The sequence below is a fragment of the Methylobacillus glycogenes JCM 2850 genome (assembly GCF_000617925.1).
In the GTDB taxonomy this organism is placed as follows: Bacteria; Pseudomonadota; Gammaproteobacteria; order Burkholderiales; family Methylophilaceae; genus Methylobacillus; species Methylobacillus glycogenes.
Genome location: NZ_BAMT01000008.1, coordinates 25,374 through 41,211, shown reverse-complemented (window position 1 = coordinate 41,211; position 15,838 = coordinate 25,374). Strand labels below are relative to the sequence as shown.

Below are 15,838 nucleotides of genomic sequence, written 5' to 3'. Positions count from 1 at the left end.
TTACGAAATGCATTATTATGACTTCTCAAAATTTTTAACTCATGAATTAACCAATCAAAGCCTTGTTGATCTAAAAAATGTAGTAGTCTTTTTGTTTTCTTATCTAGTCTTTTCATCACTTAATTTTGTGGCGGTCTAATGACTATTTGGGAGTTGATAAAGTTTTATTTGAAGGTGAGAATTATAGATGAACCTAGCTTATGCCATTCAGCGAGATTCTCTTTAACTAACACAGCAGCAAGACAGGAAGCCACCTGGGATTTATTGCATGGGCATTTTGAAGCAAGATCCTAATGATAAATTAGGGGAATTTCCTGTCATATTTGCTCCAAGAGGCAAAGATGTGCTTTCAGGACATAATAATAATATGTCATCTATTAACTCTTTTTCAAAGTTAAATCTTGTTTTACCCCATTTGCATGTAATTCCATAAGATATTAAATCTATATTGTATTGAATGACGGTATCGCCAGTTAATGTTGTGGTTTCATTTTTGAAGGATTTTATTGGAGATTCATTAGATATATTTCGAGAAGGTATCTTTTTTTCATAGCTTGTTAAGCATCCTACATTGTAGCCGATCATGAAAAGGCATGCTTCAAAAGCATGCATGCGCTCACTTGTTGATTCATGGCTAAATAAATCTGGATTATCTTTTAGTATTAATTTGATTAGCATCCCAATCTTACTTTTGCGCTTGCCCATAAAATAGCTGAGTCAGATTGGTTGTAACTTATGGTGTGCGGGTAGATAGCATCTGGATAAGCATTGATAACCCTGCGAGTCCGCGTTGTGGAGGGAAATGTGAGTTCTGGTGGAAGCGCTTCTTTTTCTTTTGAAGATGCACGTCTCCACATTTCAATTAATGTAGCAATTGCTGCTGCAACTCTTGAATCATAAATTGGTAGGCCATCATCTGAGTAAATTGCATGGACTTTCGTCAGCATTGCATTCATTTTTTCAATACCAGACAATTCTTCCAAATTTGATTTTTCGAGCTTTAAGGTTTCAGAAGATTTTTCAAGATAGGTTGTTAGTTCTTTGTTTTTATATTTACCATAAAGGAATGGATATGCTCCAAAATTTGAATTTCTATCTCCTCCCCATTTCAGAATTTCTGCGCAAGTCTGTAGAGCGAATTCAGAGTCATTAATTTTTGTAAATTTACGTAACGAAGTCCTAAAGTTTGATAGTTTATCTTTTGTTTCTTGCCAATCACCCGTGTGCATGCCAGTAGCTAACCAACGATAGTGGTTGAGTGCCGATGAAAACCCTGTGCCTGATATATAGATTCCTTCAGGAACAAATCTTGTTCTTATTATTCGGAAATTTATAATTAAAGAATGATAATTTTCATTGAACCATGATACGAAAGAAATAACATCAGAACTGCGAGAGAATGTATTTAAATTCATATTATTTATTTATTATGTTCAATTTGCATTGACTGAAATTTTTCGATTAATTTAAAAATTGTCAGCCAAAAATGTTTTTGTCTGTGACAATTTGGACACAATGCTTCTGCATTTTGTACGCTATCATCTCCACCGTCTGCTAGCCTAACAATATGATGGACCTCTAAATAAGGCCTATTGTCCCTTAGACGGTTAAATGGTGCTTTTTCATTACAACTTTCACAGTAACCCTTGGCTCTATCTAGAACCTCAGCAATAACATCAGAGTTGCGGTCGTATTCCTCTCTTATAACCAAACGTTTTGTTGGGACTTTACTGGCTGTTTCCAATCGATGCAATCGGGATGCCCTGTCTTGTAGTGATGCATCCACATCATTGTGTAAAGCTATTTCATTCTCTTTCACAAACCTCAAGCTAACGTAAGGAAGATTTAAATGAAGCATTGCATTTTTAGCCTGATTGGTTGTGAATTGAGGAGGATTTTTACCTATCGCAATTGCATAAATATATTTAAGTGGATATAACTCACCAGTGGGTGTGCTTATGTGCCAATCAACAGGTCGAATATTCCATGAAAATTTATTTTTCTTATACAAAGCAATGGCTGCTTCTATATCATTTAATTTTATATTGTTTTTCATGAAATTAATAACTTATGAATATCCGTTAGCTGTATGGATGATATTAGTTGGTAAGAGTCGAGTAGGGATTGATTGAGTTTTTATAATGCATAAATAATTATTTTTCTACTGCTAATCCCATTTCTAATTCTTTTTGTCTGCCTAAAACTCTCATCAATCGAAGGTACGCGGGTCTGGATGCGATTTGAAAAGCATAATGACGAGATAATGATTTAACTAACTTTCCCTTTTTCCCTAGTAAATCGTCAAAGTGCTGAATCATCAAAGAGTTTGGCCATGCCTGTTTGCGATATGAACGCAGTATTGCAAATAATTCATCTTCTGCCAATTCTGGCTGAGATTGAGCAAATAATGCAATAAGGACTGCTGTTGATCTTGATACCCCTTGATGGCAATGAAGCAGTACATGCGCTTTAAGATGCATGTACTTTTCTCCTAACGCAATAATCTTTTCCATATCGCTTTTAGTAGGAAGTACATAGCCTTGCTTAGGCTCAATAATGTCATGAAAGCGAAATACTGATTTCTCTATACAATCAATCTGATCAAGGCCTTCAATGACTTGCAGCTCTGGGTCTACGAAAGAGAGAACATGTGTAGCCCCTGTGTGAGTATGCTGATTAAGCTCTTTAATGCCGCATATACTAAACTTTGTTGTTTCCACAAATGATCCTAGTCATCATCCTGCAAAGTTTGGAAAGAGTGTGCAATGCCTAAGGCTGCTAAATACGAGGTATTGATAAAGCTTTGCTCAATTGGTAACTCTGGTGACAGTTTAAGAAGGGGAATACCCATCTCCTCACATATATTTTCTAAAGCGGAATATTTAATCTTACATGTCTGAGCTATCCAAGCGCAGGATACGATGCCTTTCATGAAGGCATCAATAGACTCTCTTAAAATCCAGTGATTATTGCGGCATCTGTAATATTCAACTTTGCCTAACGTGCATAGAAGCTTTGCTGTAGGAGGATTTAGATAATATTGGCTGTTCGCAGCAGCACTAGAAATGAATCTATCTCCATCAACAGATACATTGGATGTAGCTGTTTCTGCCTCTAGGCGATCAAAGATAAGATTCTTTGGTGCAGATTCGCATCTACCACTAGGCTTCAACTTCCCAGACACTATGAGCTGCAAAAGATCAGCTTTGCAATTCGTCGGTATTTGATCCTGATCAAGCTGAATATTTTGTTAGGATTGAATGGTTACAAACAGTAGATAGCGATGAAGCTTTAAATGAAGTTGGTTTATTTGGAAACCAAAATACGGTATGTAGGCCTACTACTCCTAAATGGCGACACACTGTAGAGCGGTTGAAAATGAAATTTCCAAACTGGCAAAAATCGTCAGAGTGATCTGTCTAAGTATTTTATAAATTACAAAGCCCATAATAAGTGGGCTTTGTAATTGCACCTTATGATGTAAAAACTTGCACTTTATGGTGTCAAACTTGCAACTTATGGTGCAAACCACAGATAAATCCTTAGTGCTATATTTTTTCCCCTACCCGCACTTACTATCCCCACAATTCAAACAAGTCAAACACCCATCCATCACAATCGCTGCCTTGGTGCTGCACTTATTGCATAACTGAGCCCCGGGTGGAAAACCTTCGCTGTTTTCCGCATTACCCGCAGCACCTGCCTGAGCCTGTTTTTCCAGATACTCATTACGCTTTTCGTTGATGAGTTTTTGCTGGTGCACATCGGGTTCGGTTTTTTTCAGCATGCCGATTTGGTACAGATGCTGCTCCAGCACTTCACCAATTTCAGCCACCAGGCTGGGGATGTATTTGCCGCCTTTTTTGAAATAGCCGCCGCTGGGTTCAAACACGCTTTTGAGTTCTTCCACCAAAAAGGTGATGTCGCCGCCCTTGCGGAAGGTGGCAGACATCACGCGGGTTAGCGCCACTATCCACTGAAAGTGTTCCATGTTTTTGGAGTTGATGAAGATCTCAAACGGGCGTCTATGCTCCTGCGGCGTGCCTTCGTTCATGATCACATCATTGATGGTGATGTAGAGCGCGTGCTCGGTGACTGGGGTTTTGATTTTGTAGGTGTTGCCTACCAGCATTTCCGGGCGGCTCAGCGGCTCGCCCAATTGCACTATCTCGGCAATTTTCTGCGCGTGGGCCTGTTGTTCGGCGGCCACTTGCTCTGCCTTGAGGCGGTCTTCTTCGGTGATGACGTTGTAGCCAGTAATCTTTTTTTCTATCTTGATCGCCATGTTGTTCTCCTGATGCACCCAGGGTTTAAATGCGGGCGCGGCGTTGAGGTTGGGCGGGCTTCAGCCGCCTTGCCGCCTGCTGAGTTTAGAACTTGCCGTAATAGCCTTCTTTCATGGCGTCGTAGAGGTTGGCCGCGGTGTGAATTTCACCGTCGTACTCAATTTCCTCATTGCCCTTGGCCTCAATCACGCTGCCGTCTTCCAGCGTGAATTTATAGGTGGTGTTTTCCAGGTCTTTCTCGGTTACCAGCACGCCCTGGAAGGCTTCCGGGTTAAAGCGGAAGGTGGTGCAGCCCTTGAGGCCGCGCTCATAGGCGTAGAGATAGATGTTCTTGAAATCTTCGTAATCGTAATCGGTGGGCACGTTGATGGTTTTGGAGATGGAGCTATCTATCCACTTTTGCGCTGCGGCCTGAATGTCCACATGGGCCTTGGCTTGTATGCTGGATGAATCGAGGAAGTAATCCGGCAGTTGTTCCTCGGCATGCTCAGAGAAGGGCATGGCTCTGGGGTTGACCAGCTCGCGGTAGGCCAGCAGTTCATAGGAAAACACATCGACTTTTTCCTTGGATTTTTTGCCTTCGCGGATGACGTTGCGGCTGTAGTGGTGGGCAAATGATGGCTCTATGCCGTTGCTGGCGTTATTGGCCAGGCTGAGGGAAATAGTGCCTGTGGGCGCAATTGAACTGTGGTGGCTGAAGCGCGCACCGCTGCGGGCGATTTGCTGGCGCAGGGCTTCGGGGAATTGCTGCATATAGCGGCTGTAAAGCCCCATCAATACCTTGCCCTTGATTTTGTCACCCAGCTTGATGCCGTCGTTACGCATTTCCGGGCGCTTGGCCAGCATGTCGGCCGTAACTTCAAATTCTTCTTCCATAATCGGCGCCGGGCCTTTTTCTTCGGCCAGGCTTACGCCCACTTCCCAACCTACTTCCGCCATGATGCGCGTGACTTCTTCAGTAAAGGTCAGCGAATCTGCCGCGCCATAATGCATTTTCAGCATGGTGAGGGTAGAGCCCAGGCCCAGATAGCCCATGCCATGACGGCGCTTGCGCGCAATTTCATCACGTTGCTCTTGCAGCGGCAGGCCGTTGATTTCCACCACGTTATCCAGCATGCGCGTGAAGATGGCTACCACTTCGCGGTATTCATCCCAGTCAAAATACGCAGCATCGGTGAAGGGCTGGCGTACAAACTTGGTGAGGTTGACCGAACCCAGCAGGCAGGCACCATAAGGCGGCAAGGGTTGCTCGCCACAGGGGTTGGTGGCGCGGATGTTTTCGCAATACCAGTTGTTGTTCATCTCATTGACGCGGTCTATGAGAATAAAACCGGGCTCAGCGAAATCGTAAGTCGAGGACATGATCACATCCCACAGGCGCTGGGCGCGTATGGTGCGGTAAACGCGGCAAGCCACTTTGCCATCAGATTCACGCGTCAGATATTTCCCCGCCACTGGCCACTCACGCCATACCACTTGGCTGTCATTGCCCAGGTCCAGCTGATCCAGCTCGGCCTCCTTCGCGGTCACCGGGAAAGCCAGTTTCCAGTCGGCATCAGCCTTCACCGCCTCCATGAATTCCTTGGTAATCAGGCAGGAGAGGTTGAATTGGCGTAGACGGCCAGCCTCGCGCTTGGCCTTGATGAAATCGGTGATATCGGGGTGGGAAATATCAAAGGTAGCCATTTGCGCACCACGGCGACCCCCGGCGGAAGATACCGTGAAACACATCTTGTCGTAGATATCCATAAACGACAGCGGGCCGCTGGTGTAAGCGCCTGCTCCGGCAACAAAAGCACCCTTGGGGCGCAGGGTGGAAAACTCGTAACCTATGCCACAGCCTGCCTTGAGCGTCAGGCCAGCCTCATGCACCTTCTGCAAAATGCCATCCATGCTGTCTTCAACGATGCCAGATACTGTGCAGTTAATGGTGCTGGTGGCGGGTTTATGTTCCAGCGCCCCGGCATTGGAAGTAATGCGGCCTGCGGGGATGGCACCACGGCGCAAGGCCCAGAGGAATTTTTCAAACCAGATATCGCGTTGTGCTGGCTCAGCCTCTACATCGGCCAGTGCGCGTGCCACGCGTTTGTAGGTATCGTCTATGTCCTGATCGATGAAACTGCCCTGTTTGGTTTTCAGGCGGTATTTCTTGTCCCAGATATCCAGGGAGACCGATTGCATGGTCACTTCCTGCACTTCCGGGTCCTGAAGCAATGATTGAGCAGATTTCACGGCCTTGAGCATGACGTTCCTTCCTGTTTTTAGCGGGGGCTGCATCGTTTTTGTTGTGATGCGCAGGTTTTGGCTTGATTCAATCCAGACCACAAGATGTTGTGATTTTGTGAAAAATTATGTCAATTTGTAGTTGCGGTCAAGCGTATTTTTTAGTGCATACGCTCATTTTTGGCGCATGAATTTTGGTGACTAGTTCGCAAGCCTTGCTGTAGCGCGAATCCGTAAGGCTGAGCTAGGATTTTTGCGTTGAAAAAATAAAATTCTTGGTCAAAAAGCTTACCCCTAATCATCGCCTAGCCATCCGAGTGCGGGTGTTTAGATGGCGTATAGCCCTGCAGTCATGAGAAAATCGCCGCATGCCACGCCTACTCTATTCCCTGCTTATCTACCTGCTGTTGCCTTTTGCCCCCTTGCGCCTGTTGTGGCGCGGCCTGCGCCAGCGTGAATATCTCAGCCACTGGGCAGAACGCATGGGCTTTTTCAGCCAGGCAAATTCAAATCAGCGTGTCACGCGGCCCGTGATCTGGATGCACTGTGTCTCGGTTGGTGAAACCCGTGGTGCAGCACCGCTGATCAAGGAGCTGCAATCAAGGTATCCGCAATATCAAATCCTTATCACCCATGCCACACCCACAGGCCGTGAGGCGGGTGAGCAATTGTTTGGCGATCAAGTACTGCGCTGCTACCTGCCTTATGACACACCGGGGGCGGTAGCGCGCTTTCTCAAGCATTACCGCCCGGTGCTGGGCATGCTGATGGAAACCGAACTCTGGTTTAACCTGATTGCGGGCTGCAAGGCGAGGAACATCCCCATCTTGCTGGTGAATGCCAGGCTGTCGGAAAAATCAGCCAGGGGTTATGCCAAGCTGGATAAGCTCTTGGGTGGTGGCCTGGCCAGCAATGGCCTGGTAAAAAATGGATTGGCCCAACTCAGTGCAATAGCCGCGCAGACAGCGCAGGATGCCGAGCGCCTGCAAGCCTTGTCAGCCGCTCAGCCGCTCAATATCAGCGTGATGGGGAACCTCAAGTTTGATGTTACCCCGCCAGCAGCGGCGGCAGAATTGGGCGAAACCCTGCGGGCTTATTTTGGCCGCAGGCGGCCCGTATTTCTGGCGGCCAGCACGCGCGATGGTGAAGAAGCCATGATACTGGACGCGGTGCAGGCGGCAGCAATTCCACAGTTACTCACCGTGATTGTCCCCAGGCACCCGCAACGTTTTGAAGAAGTCGGCAATCTGCTCAATCGGCGCGGTACGCATTTTCTGCGGCGTTCCAAACTATCTGAAGCCGTACCCGCCAGCGTAGAAGTGGTGCTGGGCGATAGCATGGGCGAGATGTTTGCCTATTACGCTGCCTGCGATGCCGCATTTATCGGCGGCAGCCTGCAACCGTTGGGCGGGCAAAACCTCATAGAAGCCAGTGCCATGGGCAAGCCCGTGCTGATAGGCCCGCACACCTTCAACTTTGCTGCCGCCACCGAACTGGCATTAGAAGCCAAGGCCGCCTGGCGCGTGCGCGACCCCGCCGATCTTGGCCGTGCGCTGCAACGCCTGTTTGGCGACCCGGAACTGCGTCAGTCCATGGGCTGGAAAGCGCTGGAGTTCAGCACTAGCGCGGGTGGGGCTACGCAGCGGATTGCGGATTTGGTGAGCCTGTACCTTAGCCAAAAAACCTGAACTTCCCCATAGCTCGAGCGCTAACCTCAAGTTATAAAATAGCGAAAAAGTTAACATGAGTTGAATGTCATGTTAAAAAAATGTGTATTTTTTAACATGAGAATGTCATCATGTTCGAAAAATGCCATTTAATTAACAGGAGCATGTATGGCTCTGGTTGCCACTTACGCTATTCCTGACCTGCCCCCGCCTCAGGTGGATTTGCATACCCCTGAACTGCTGCTGGCCCTGGTAGCCGCGCATCGACATTTGGCAGAATTAAAAGGCTGCTCAGCCAGCATTCCCAATCAGGATATCCTCATCAATACCTTGGTGCTGCAAGAAGCCAAAGCCAGCTCTGAAGTTGAAAGCTTTATCACCACACAGGATGAGCTGTTTCAAGCGGATTTGCATATCGCCGAAGCAATATCACCCGCCGCCAAAGAGGTATCGCGCTATCGCGAAGCCCTGAAATATGGCTTTGAACGTATGCAGCAGCAACAAGGTATTTTGAGTAATGGCACCATGGTTGCCCTGTTTCAGTTGCTGAAAAATAGTCGTGAGGCCTTTCGCCAGCATGAGGGTGTGGTACTCAAGAATGAGAAGACGGGAGACACGGTGTTTGTGCCACCTCAGGACAGCGCCAGCATAGTGCGGCATATGCGAGCGCTGGAGCAGTTCGTCAACAACGAGGAGCCAGGCAATCTCGACGGCTTGATCAAGATGGCCTTGATGCATCATCAATTTGAAAGCATCCATCCCTTCAGCGATGGCAATGGCCGTATAGGCCGCATTCTGTGCGTGCTTTATCTGGTCAAGGAGGGCTTGCTGGATACGCCAGTGCTTTATCTCTCACGCTATATCAATCAGCACAAGCATGACTATTACCAATTGCTGCAGGCCGTGCGCGATGAAAAGCCTAACTATCTCGCATGGCAGCGCTGGGTGATTTTTATGCTGAAAGCCGTGGCCGATACTGCGCAACAAACAGTGCAGCTAGTCAGCGGCATGCGTGAGCTAATGGCAGAAACCAAACGCCGTATGCGCGCTGACTTGCCCAAACTGTATTCGCAGGATTTGCTCAATAACCTGTTCCGCCACCCCTATACCAGAATTGAGTACGTGCAACGTGACCTTAATATCACCCGGCAGACAGCCGTGCGCTATTTGCGGCAACTGGTGGAGGTGGGCTTGGTGCAAGAGCAAAGCCAGGGCAAACATCTTTACTTCATCAACCAGCCACTGGTGGATTTGCTGACTGAGGGAGAGTATGTCAGCCGATAAACTGGCGCGGTTTGGGCTAACTCAAACCTAGCGTATCAGCCGCGAAATGGCCTTGAAAGCATCACCTTCGGCGCGGCCCAGCCATTCAAAGACAATAGATTCAGTATTGCTCACCATAATGCCCGCATGTTGCAACCGGGCCAGGGCATTGCGCTTGTGCTTGGGCTTGCGCGAGAGCACGGCATCCTCAGCAACGATGACTTGATGACCTAGCTGTTGCAGGCCTATCGCGGTTTGCAGCACGCAGATATGCGCCTCCATACCTGCCAGTATCAATTGTGGCCTGTCACTGGTGAGGTGGCTGCGAAAGGCAGGCACTTCGGCACAGGAGAAAGCGGTTTTTTCTATGCGCGGGGCAGCTTGCAGCCAGGGGGTAAGCTCGGCCACGGTAGACCCCAGGCCTTTGGGATATTGCTCGGTATAGAGTCGTGGAATCTCCAGCAGGGCTGCTGCCTGCAACAAGATGCCGCAATTACGCACCAGCTGCGCCAGCGGCTCTGCCTGCATGGCCGCGGCGAGTTTTTCCTGCACATCAATGATGACGAGCTGGCTGGCTTGCTGCGTGGCTAACAGGCTGTGATGCATGGCCATATCCTTATTCCTGAGCGTTGCAATGACTCTTTAAAGTTGCTCTGGCGCTGCGCTTTATTCTGCTACCACGCTATGCGCGCTGACCAGGCGCTGGTTGACTTCTGCCAGGTCATTTTCATTGAGCAGGCCCACGGCTGAGCGCAACTTGAGCACGTTCATAAGGTAGGCATAGCGGGATTGCAAAAGGTCGCGCTTGGCGGTGAACAGTTGCTGCTGGGCGTTGAGTACATCCACGCTGTTGCGCACACCCACCTCGTAACCCAGGTTGGTAGAGTCCAGCTGGCTTTGGCTGGATTTCAAGGCCTGTTCATAAGCCTGCACCTGCGCCACGCTGCCTGTCAGGCCCAAATATGCCTGGCGTGTATCCAGCTCGGATTTACGTCTGGCGGCTTCAAGCTGATCGCGGGCTTGCTGCTGTTTGGCGATAGCTTCACGCACGCGGGAATTTACGGCACCGCCCTGATACAGCGGGATATTGAGCTTGAGGCCTATGGTGGCGTTCTGCAAATCGCTACCAAAGCCGTTGGCGCTGCCGCCAGCGCGGGTGTCGGTATAGCTGCCCACCATGTCCAGCGTAGGCCAGTGGCCCGCGTTCATGCGGTCTATCTCCTGCGTGGCCAGGGTCAGGGCTTCCTGCTGTATGCTCAGCGCCAGATTATTCTGCGCCGCCAGGTCTACCCATTTATCCATATTCAATGGCTCGGGCGCGCGGGTCTGCAAGTCGTTGCGCACGGTGGCCAGGCGGCTGGGCAATTGGCCTGTGATGGCCTGCACGGCACGCTTGCGCACCTCGGCATCATTGATGGCAGTGATTTCCTGTGCAGTCAGCAGGTCATAGCGTGCCTGCGCTTCGTTGACATCGGTGATGGTGGCGTTGCCCACATCAAAATTGGCCTTGGCCTGTTCCAGCTGTTTGCTGATGGCGGCTTTCTGGCTATTGATCAGGTCTATCTGATCCTGTGCCAGCAACACGTCGAAATAGGCTTGCGAGGTACGCAGCATGAGCTCCTGCTGCGACTGGATCAACTGCTTGTCTGCCTGCGAAACCTGGGTCTGTGCCTGCTTGTATTGCACCCAGTTTTCACGGCGCAGTATGGGCTGGTTGAAGTTGACGCCATAGCCAAACACCTCAAACGATTCATGCCCGGCATTGCGGAAAACGGCATTGCCTCCGAGGTAGCGGATATCGGTTTCAGAGTGGGTGGCATCGCTGGTGACATTGACCGTGGGCCTATATAAAGCCTTGCCCTGTTCTATCTTTTCCTGCGCCGCGAGGTTGCCGCTGCGGGCTGCGGCCCAGGTTGGGTCACTGTTGACGGCTATCTGGTAGATATCCAGCAGGTTTTGTTCATCTGCCGCCTGGCTGGTGAGCGGGGCCAGGCTGCTCATGCTGATCAGCAGCAAGCCCAGGATGGGGCGGTGCGTCATTCTCATGTTCATATTCTCGAATCGACTAGATCACTATTCATGTGGCTAGGTTAAGTGGCTCAAGCAGTACTTGTTAATCAAGACTTGTAATAACTAAAGGTTTTAAGGATTGCTTATTTCTGTGTTCGGCATTCTAACCCGATACCAGGCAGCATAGAGTGCTGGTAGCGAGAGTATGGTCAAGACCGTGGCAATAGTAAGACCCCCCATAATGGCAACCGCCATGGGGCCAAAGAAGGTATTGCGTGTCAGCGGGATCATGGCCAGAATCGCCGCGGCAGCGGTCAGCATGATGGGGCGGAAACGCCTGACCGTGGACTCAACAATGGCCTGCCATTCCGGTTTTCCTGCCAGTTTGTCCTGCTCAATCTGGTCTACCAGAATCACCGAATTGCGCATGATCATGCCTGAGAGCGCAATCGTGCCCAGCATGGCCACAAAGCCAAACGGCTTGTCAAAAATCAGCAGCGCAGCGGTCACGCCTATCAGGCCCAGGGGCGCGGTCAGCACCACCAGCATGGTGCGCGAGAAGCTCTGCAATTGCAGCATCAGCACCGTAAACACCGCAAACAGGAACAAGGGCACACCCGCCGCCACCGATTCACCACCTTTGGCGGATTCTTCCACCGCACCGCCAGTTTCCAGCAAATAACCCAAGGGCAGCTCGGCGCGTAATTGCGTCAGCTTGGCTTCAATCTGGGCCGAGACTACGGGAGCTTGTATCTGCCCCACCAGGTTGGCGCGCACGGTGATGGTAGGCACGCGGTTGCGGCGCCAGATCACAAAGTCCTCAAACTCGGAATGCAGGGTGGCAATCTGCGACAGCGGCACGCTGCCATTCGGCGTCGGGATCATAAGCTGGCCCAGGTGCGAGAGATGGCTACGCTCGGCGCTATCGCCGCGTATCATCACATCCATGCGCTCTATGCCTTCACGATATTCAGTGACATACAGGCCCTGCATGGCCCCGTTGAGCAGGTTGGCAATTTCACTGGAGCTGATGCCCAGCAACCTGGCCTTGGATTGATCCACCTCCACGCGCACGGTCTTGCCCGCTTCTTCCCAATCCAGTTGCACATTGGCGAGGTTGGCGTTGGCGCGCATGAGATCGGCCACCTGATGGCTGTACTGCCGCAGCTTGTCTATATCCGGGCCAGACAGGCGGAACTGCACCGGGAAGCCCACAGGCGGGCCATTCTCCAGACGCAGCACCGAGGCGCGCAAGCTGGTGAATTGCGTATCAAACAGCGTCAGCAATTTGCTGCGCAAGGCCTCCCGCTCAGGGTTGCCCTTGGTCAGGATGACCAGCTGCGCGAAGCTGCGTTGACTTAACTGCTGATCCAGCGGCAGATAAAAGCGCGGGCTGCCGCTGCCTATATAAGCCACATAGTTTTCTATGCCTGTCTGCTTGCCCAGCCAGGCTTCCAGCGCCTTGACCTCTTTATCAGTAGCGGCATAAGAAGAACCTTCCGCCAGACGTAAATCCACAATCAATTCCGGGCGTGTGGAATCTGGGAAAAATTGCTGTTGCACCGTGCCAAAGCCCACCACGGCGGCAGCCATCAGGCCCACGGTAATGGCAATCACAATCCAGCGATGGCGCACGGCTTGGGTGACGGTGCTGCGCAGGGCGCGGTAAAAGCGTGAGTCATAGATATTGGCGTCTGCGCCCTGCTGCATATGCGCCAGATGATGCTCGCGCTGGCGTGCACGTGCAGCGGCCAGCCTGGGGGCCACTCGCGCCAGCAGGCGTTCAAAGCGTGAAGGTGGTTGCTCGTGCAGCTTGCGGTAATCCGGCAGCAGGTAATAACCGAGATAGGGCACGAATACTACGGCCGCCACCCAGGACACCAGCAAGGCAATCGCCGATACCTGGAAGATGGAACGTGTGTATTCACCCGTGGTGGATTGCGCGGTGGCGATAGGCAGAAAACCTGCCACCGTCACCAGCGTGCCCGTCAACATAGGGATGGCGGTGGATTGAAACGCGAAGGAGGCGGCTTTCATGCGTTCCCAGCCTTGCTCCATCTTGGAGGACATCATCTCCACGGCGATGATGGCGTCATCTACCAACAAGCCCAGCGCCAGTATCAGCGCCCCCAGTGAGATCTTGTGCAAACCTACGCCAAAAATCTCCATAAACAAAAAGGTGATGGCCAGCACCACAGGAATCACCACCGCTACTACTATGCCGGTGCGCAGCCCCAGCGACAGCAGGCTGACACCGAGCACGATGACCAGCGCTTCTATCAAGGAATGCACAAAATCATTCACCGAATGCACTACCGCACGCGGTTGCGAAGACACGGTGTCCAGTTCCAGCGCCAGTGGTAATTGCTGCTTGATCTTGGCAGTGACCGCATCCAGCGCTTTGCCCAGCTGGATAATATCGCCGCCATCGCGCATGGAAACCCCCAGCAGCAGGGTTTCCTTGCCCATGTAGCGTACGCGCGAGGTCGGCGGGTCTTCATAGCCGCGGTAAATGCGCGCAATGTCACCCAGGCGGAACTCATTGCCATTGGCGCGCAGCTTGAGCTGGCGCAATTGCTCTACGGCCTCAAAGCGGCCAGTGACGGCAAAGCGTATATGCTCCTGCCCCTGATCAAATGCCCCGGCGCTGCTGACGCGGTTTTGCTGTTGCAGGGTATCGAGCAGGGTGGCGGTGCTGATGCCCAGCGTGGCGAGCTTGGCATTGGCCAGCTCTATATAAATGCGCTGCGGCTGCTCGCCAAAGAACTCCACCTTGGCCACATCCTTGATCTTGAGCAGCTCGGCACGTATGGCCTCGGCCTGCTGCTTGAGCGCGGCATAGTCGTAGTCCTCACCACTCAGGCGTACAAATTGCCATAGACATCGCCAAACTCGTCATTGAAAAACGGCCCTTGTATGCCATCCGGCAAGGTGTTGCGTATATCGCCCAGCTTTTTGCGCGCCTGATACCAGACATCAGGCACCGCTGCCGCAGGTGTAGCATCCTTGGCCAGAATAAAAATCAGCGATTCACCCGGGCGCGAGTAACTGCGCAGAATGTCGAGGTAGGGCAACTCCTGCAGCTTTTTTTCCAGCTTGTCGGTGAGCTGTAACTCCACTTCGTGAGCACTTGCTCCCGGCCACATGGTGCGCACCACCATCACCTTGAAGGTAAATGGGGGGTCTTCGGATTGCCCCAGTTTGGTATAAGCCAGCATGCCGGCCATGGTCAGCACCAGCATGAAATACAGCACCAGGTTGCGGTGATGTAGCGCCCAGTCAGAAAGGTTGAAGCGCTTCATGGCTGTCTTTCCATGGGCGTGGGGTTGACCTGCTGCCCATCCACCAGGGTATGCACCCCGGCCACTACCAGGGTTTCATTGCCATCCAGGCCAGCAAGGATATTGACGCCTTGCTCGCTGAACTCACCTATGCTGACGGTCTTGGGGTGTACACGTTTTTCAGCATCCACTACCCAGACCTCGGCCTGATCGCCACGTCTGGCCACTGCGGTGCTGGGCACAATAAAGCCCGGCGTCTGCGACGCCAGCCTGACGCCTGCGGTCATGCCTATCTGCATATGGCTGTCCGGCTGCAAGATGGTGACCCTGGCCTGGAAGGTGCGGGTCAAGGTATCGGCGGCGGGCGCAATTTCACGTATGCGGCCTTCATATACCTGCTCTCTATGCGACCACAGCCTGATGCTGGTGGCGTCTCCAGGCTGCAAGCTGGTGCGCACGGCTTCGGGGATGGCAATCTGCACTTCCAGGGTATTGGGCACGGCCACTCTGGCAATCACTTCTCCGGCACTGACCACCTGACCGGGTTCGGCATTGATGCTGGTCACCACGCCATCACGTTCGGCTGTCAGCAGCGTGTATTGCGTCTGGTTACGCGCCACGCCTGCCTGGGCCCTGGCCTGGGCCACGCGTGCCTGGGTGGATTTAAGCCGGGTTTGCACATTGTCCAGCGCGGCAGCGGAGATGAACTGCTGCTCATAAAGCTTGTGCTGGCGGCGCTGGTCGGTTTCGGCCAGGCTGAGTTCAGCTTCTGCCGCCGCCAGGTCAGCTTGTGCTGAGGCTGCCGATAAACGCGTATCTTCTGCGTCCAGTCTGGCCAGTGGCTGGCCGCGTTTGACCTGCTCACCGACTTCTACATAGCGCTGCAATATCTTGCCCGCAATGCGGAAACCCTGTGCCGATTCATAGCGCGCCTTCACCTCGCCAGTCAGCCAATTGCCATGGGCCAGGCCATCAGGCTCACCCAGCTGCATCACCATGGCGGGCCGGGGTGGCGGGCTGGCCGGGGCAGGTTTTTCACAGGCGCTGAGGCCGGCAAGCAAGAGCAGAGGCAGGGCGAGTTTTTGCATGGTTCTAGTCATGGAGTAGG

Annotated in this window: 14 protein-coding genes; 2 read left to right on the top strand and 12 right to left on the bottom strand. The window is 51.6% G+C overall.

Annotated features, from left to right (window positions below; translation table 11 throughout):
* Positions 1 to 261 precede the first annotated feature (261 nt).
* From JCM2850_RS21445 to JCM2850_RS11295, 7 genes are all read right to left on the bottom strand, one after another.
* The gene (locus JCM2850_RS21445) at positions 262 to 705 is read right to left on the bottom strand and encodes a hypothetical protein (protein ID WP_148301251.1); all 444 of its coding nucleotides are present in this window, start codon (positions 703 to 705) and stop codon (positions 262 to 264) included.
* Positions 672 to 1,415 carry a hypothetical protein gene (locus JCM2850_RS21440; RefSeq protein WP_148301250.1) on the bottom strand — a complete coding sequence of 248 codons (744 nt, stop codon included), beginning with the start codon at positions 1,413 to 1,415 and terminating at the stop codon, positions 672 to 674. Before JCM2850_RS21440 ends, JCM2850_RS21445 begins: the two co-directional genes overlap by 34 nt.
* A gap of 5 nt (positions 1,416 to 1,420) precedes the next feature.
* Positions 1,421 to 2,056 (bottom strand): HNH endonuclease, encoded by a 636-nt coding sequence (locus JCM2850_RS20555; RefSeq protein ID WP_025871935.1) that lies wholly within the window; start codon positions 2,054 to 2,056, stop codon positions 1,421 to 1,423.
* Between the two features lie 97 nt (positions 2,057 to 2,153).
* Positions 2,154 to 2,720, bottom strand: coding sequence for a tyrosine phosphatase family protein (locus tag JCM2850_RS11310; RefSeq protein ID WP_025871933.1), 567 nt, complete (start codon positions 2,718 to 2,720; stop codon positions 2,154 to 2,156).
* A gap of 8 nt (positions 2,721 to 2,728) precedes the next feature.
* Positions 2,729 to 3,184, bottom strand: a complete 456-nt coding sequence (locus JCM2850_RS11305; RefSeq protein ID WP_148301249.1) for a hypothetical protein — start codon at positions 3,182 to 3,184, stop codon at positions 2,729 to 2,731.
* 378 nt (positions 3,185 to 3,562) lie between these two features.
* Positions 3,563 to 4,285, bottom strand: a complete 723-nt coding sequence (locus tag JCM2850_RS11300; RefSeq protein ID WP_025871929.1) for a TSCPD domain-containing protein — start codon at positions 4,283 to 4,285, stop codon at positions 3,563 to 3,565.
* Between the two features lie 85 nt (positions 4,286 to 4,370).
* Positions 4,371 to 6,530, bottom strand: coding sequence for an adenosylcobalamin-dependent ribonucleoside-diphosphate reductase (locus JCM2850_RS11295; protein ID WP_025871927.1), 2,160 nt, complete (start codon positions 6,528 to 6,530; stop codon positions 4,371 to 4,373).
* Between the two features lie 347 nt (positions 6,531 to 6,877).
* Here JCM2850_RS11295 and waaA point away from each other — a divergent pair, with 347 nt between their 5' ends.
* Both waaA and JCM2850_RS11285 read left to right on the top strand, forming a co-directional pair.
* Complete coding sequence (gene waaA / locus JCM2850_RS11290; protein WP_025871925.1) at positions 6,878 to 8,197, top strand: lipid IV(A) 3-deoxy-D-manno-octulosonic acid transferase; 1,320 nt, start codon at positions 6,878 to 6,880, stop codon at positions 8,195 to 8,197.
* A 147-nt stretch (positions 8,198 to 8,344) separates the two neighbouring features.
* A complete protein-coding gene (locus tag JCM2850_RS11285; protein WP_025871923.1) occupies positions 8,345 to 9,460 on the top strand; it encodes a Fic family protein in 1,116 nt (371 codons plus the stop codon).
* A 27-nt stretch (positions 9,461 to 9,487) separates the two neighbouring features.
* Here the strand turns inward: JCM2850_RS11285 and JCM2850_RS11280 are convergent, their stop codons facing one another.
* The 5 genes from JCM2850_RS11280 to JCM2850_RS11265 form a co-directional block, all read right to left on the bottom strand.
* Entirely contained in the window at positions 9,488 to 10,051 is a 564-nt protein-coding gene (locus JCM2850_RS11280) for an isochorismatase family protein (protein ID WP_369384883.1), read from the bottom strand.
* 54 nt (positions 10,052 to 10,105) lie between these two features.
* A complete protein-coding gene (locus JCM2850_RS11275; protein WP_025871919.1) occupies positions 10,106 to 11,479 on the bottom strand; it encodes a TolC family outer membrane protein in 1,374 nt (457 codons plus the stop codon).
* 102 nt (positions 11,480 to 11,581) lie between these two features.
* Complete coding sequence (locus JCM2850_RS18810; protein ID WP_439645863.1) at positions 11,582 to 14,230, bottom strand: efflux RND transporter permease subunit; 2,649 nt, start codon at positions 14,228 to 14,230, stop codon at positions 11,582 to 11,584.
* 77 nt (positions 14,231 to 14,307) lie between these two features.
* Positions 14,308 to 14,751 carry an efflux RND transporter permease subunit gene (locus tag JCM2850_RS24305; RefSeq protein WP_439645862.1) on the bottom strand — a complete coding sequence of 148 codons (444 nt, stop codon included), beginning with the start codon at positions 14,749 to 14,751 and terminating at the stop codon, positions 14,308 to 14,310.
* Positions 14,748 to 15,818 (bottom strand): efflux RND transporter periplasmic adaptor subunit, encoded by a 1,071-nt coding sequence (locus tag JCM2850_RS11265; protein ID WP_025871917.1) that lies wholly within the window; start codon positions 15,816 to 15,818, stop codon positions 14,748 to 14,750. Before JCM2850_RS11265 ends, JCM2850_RS24305 begins: the two co-directional genes overlap by 4 nt.
* Positions 15,819 to 15,838: the final 20 nt, after the last annotated feature.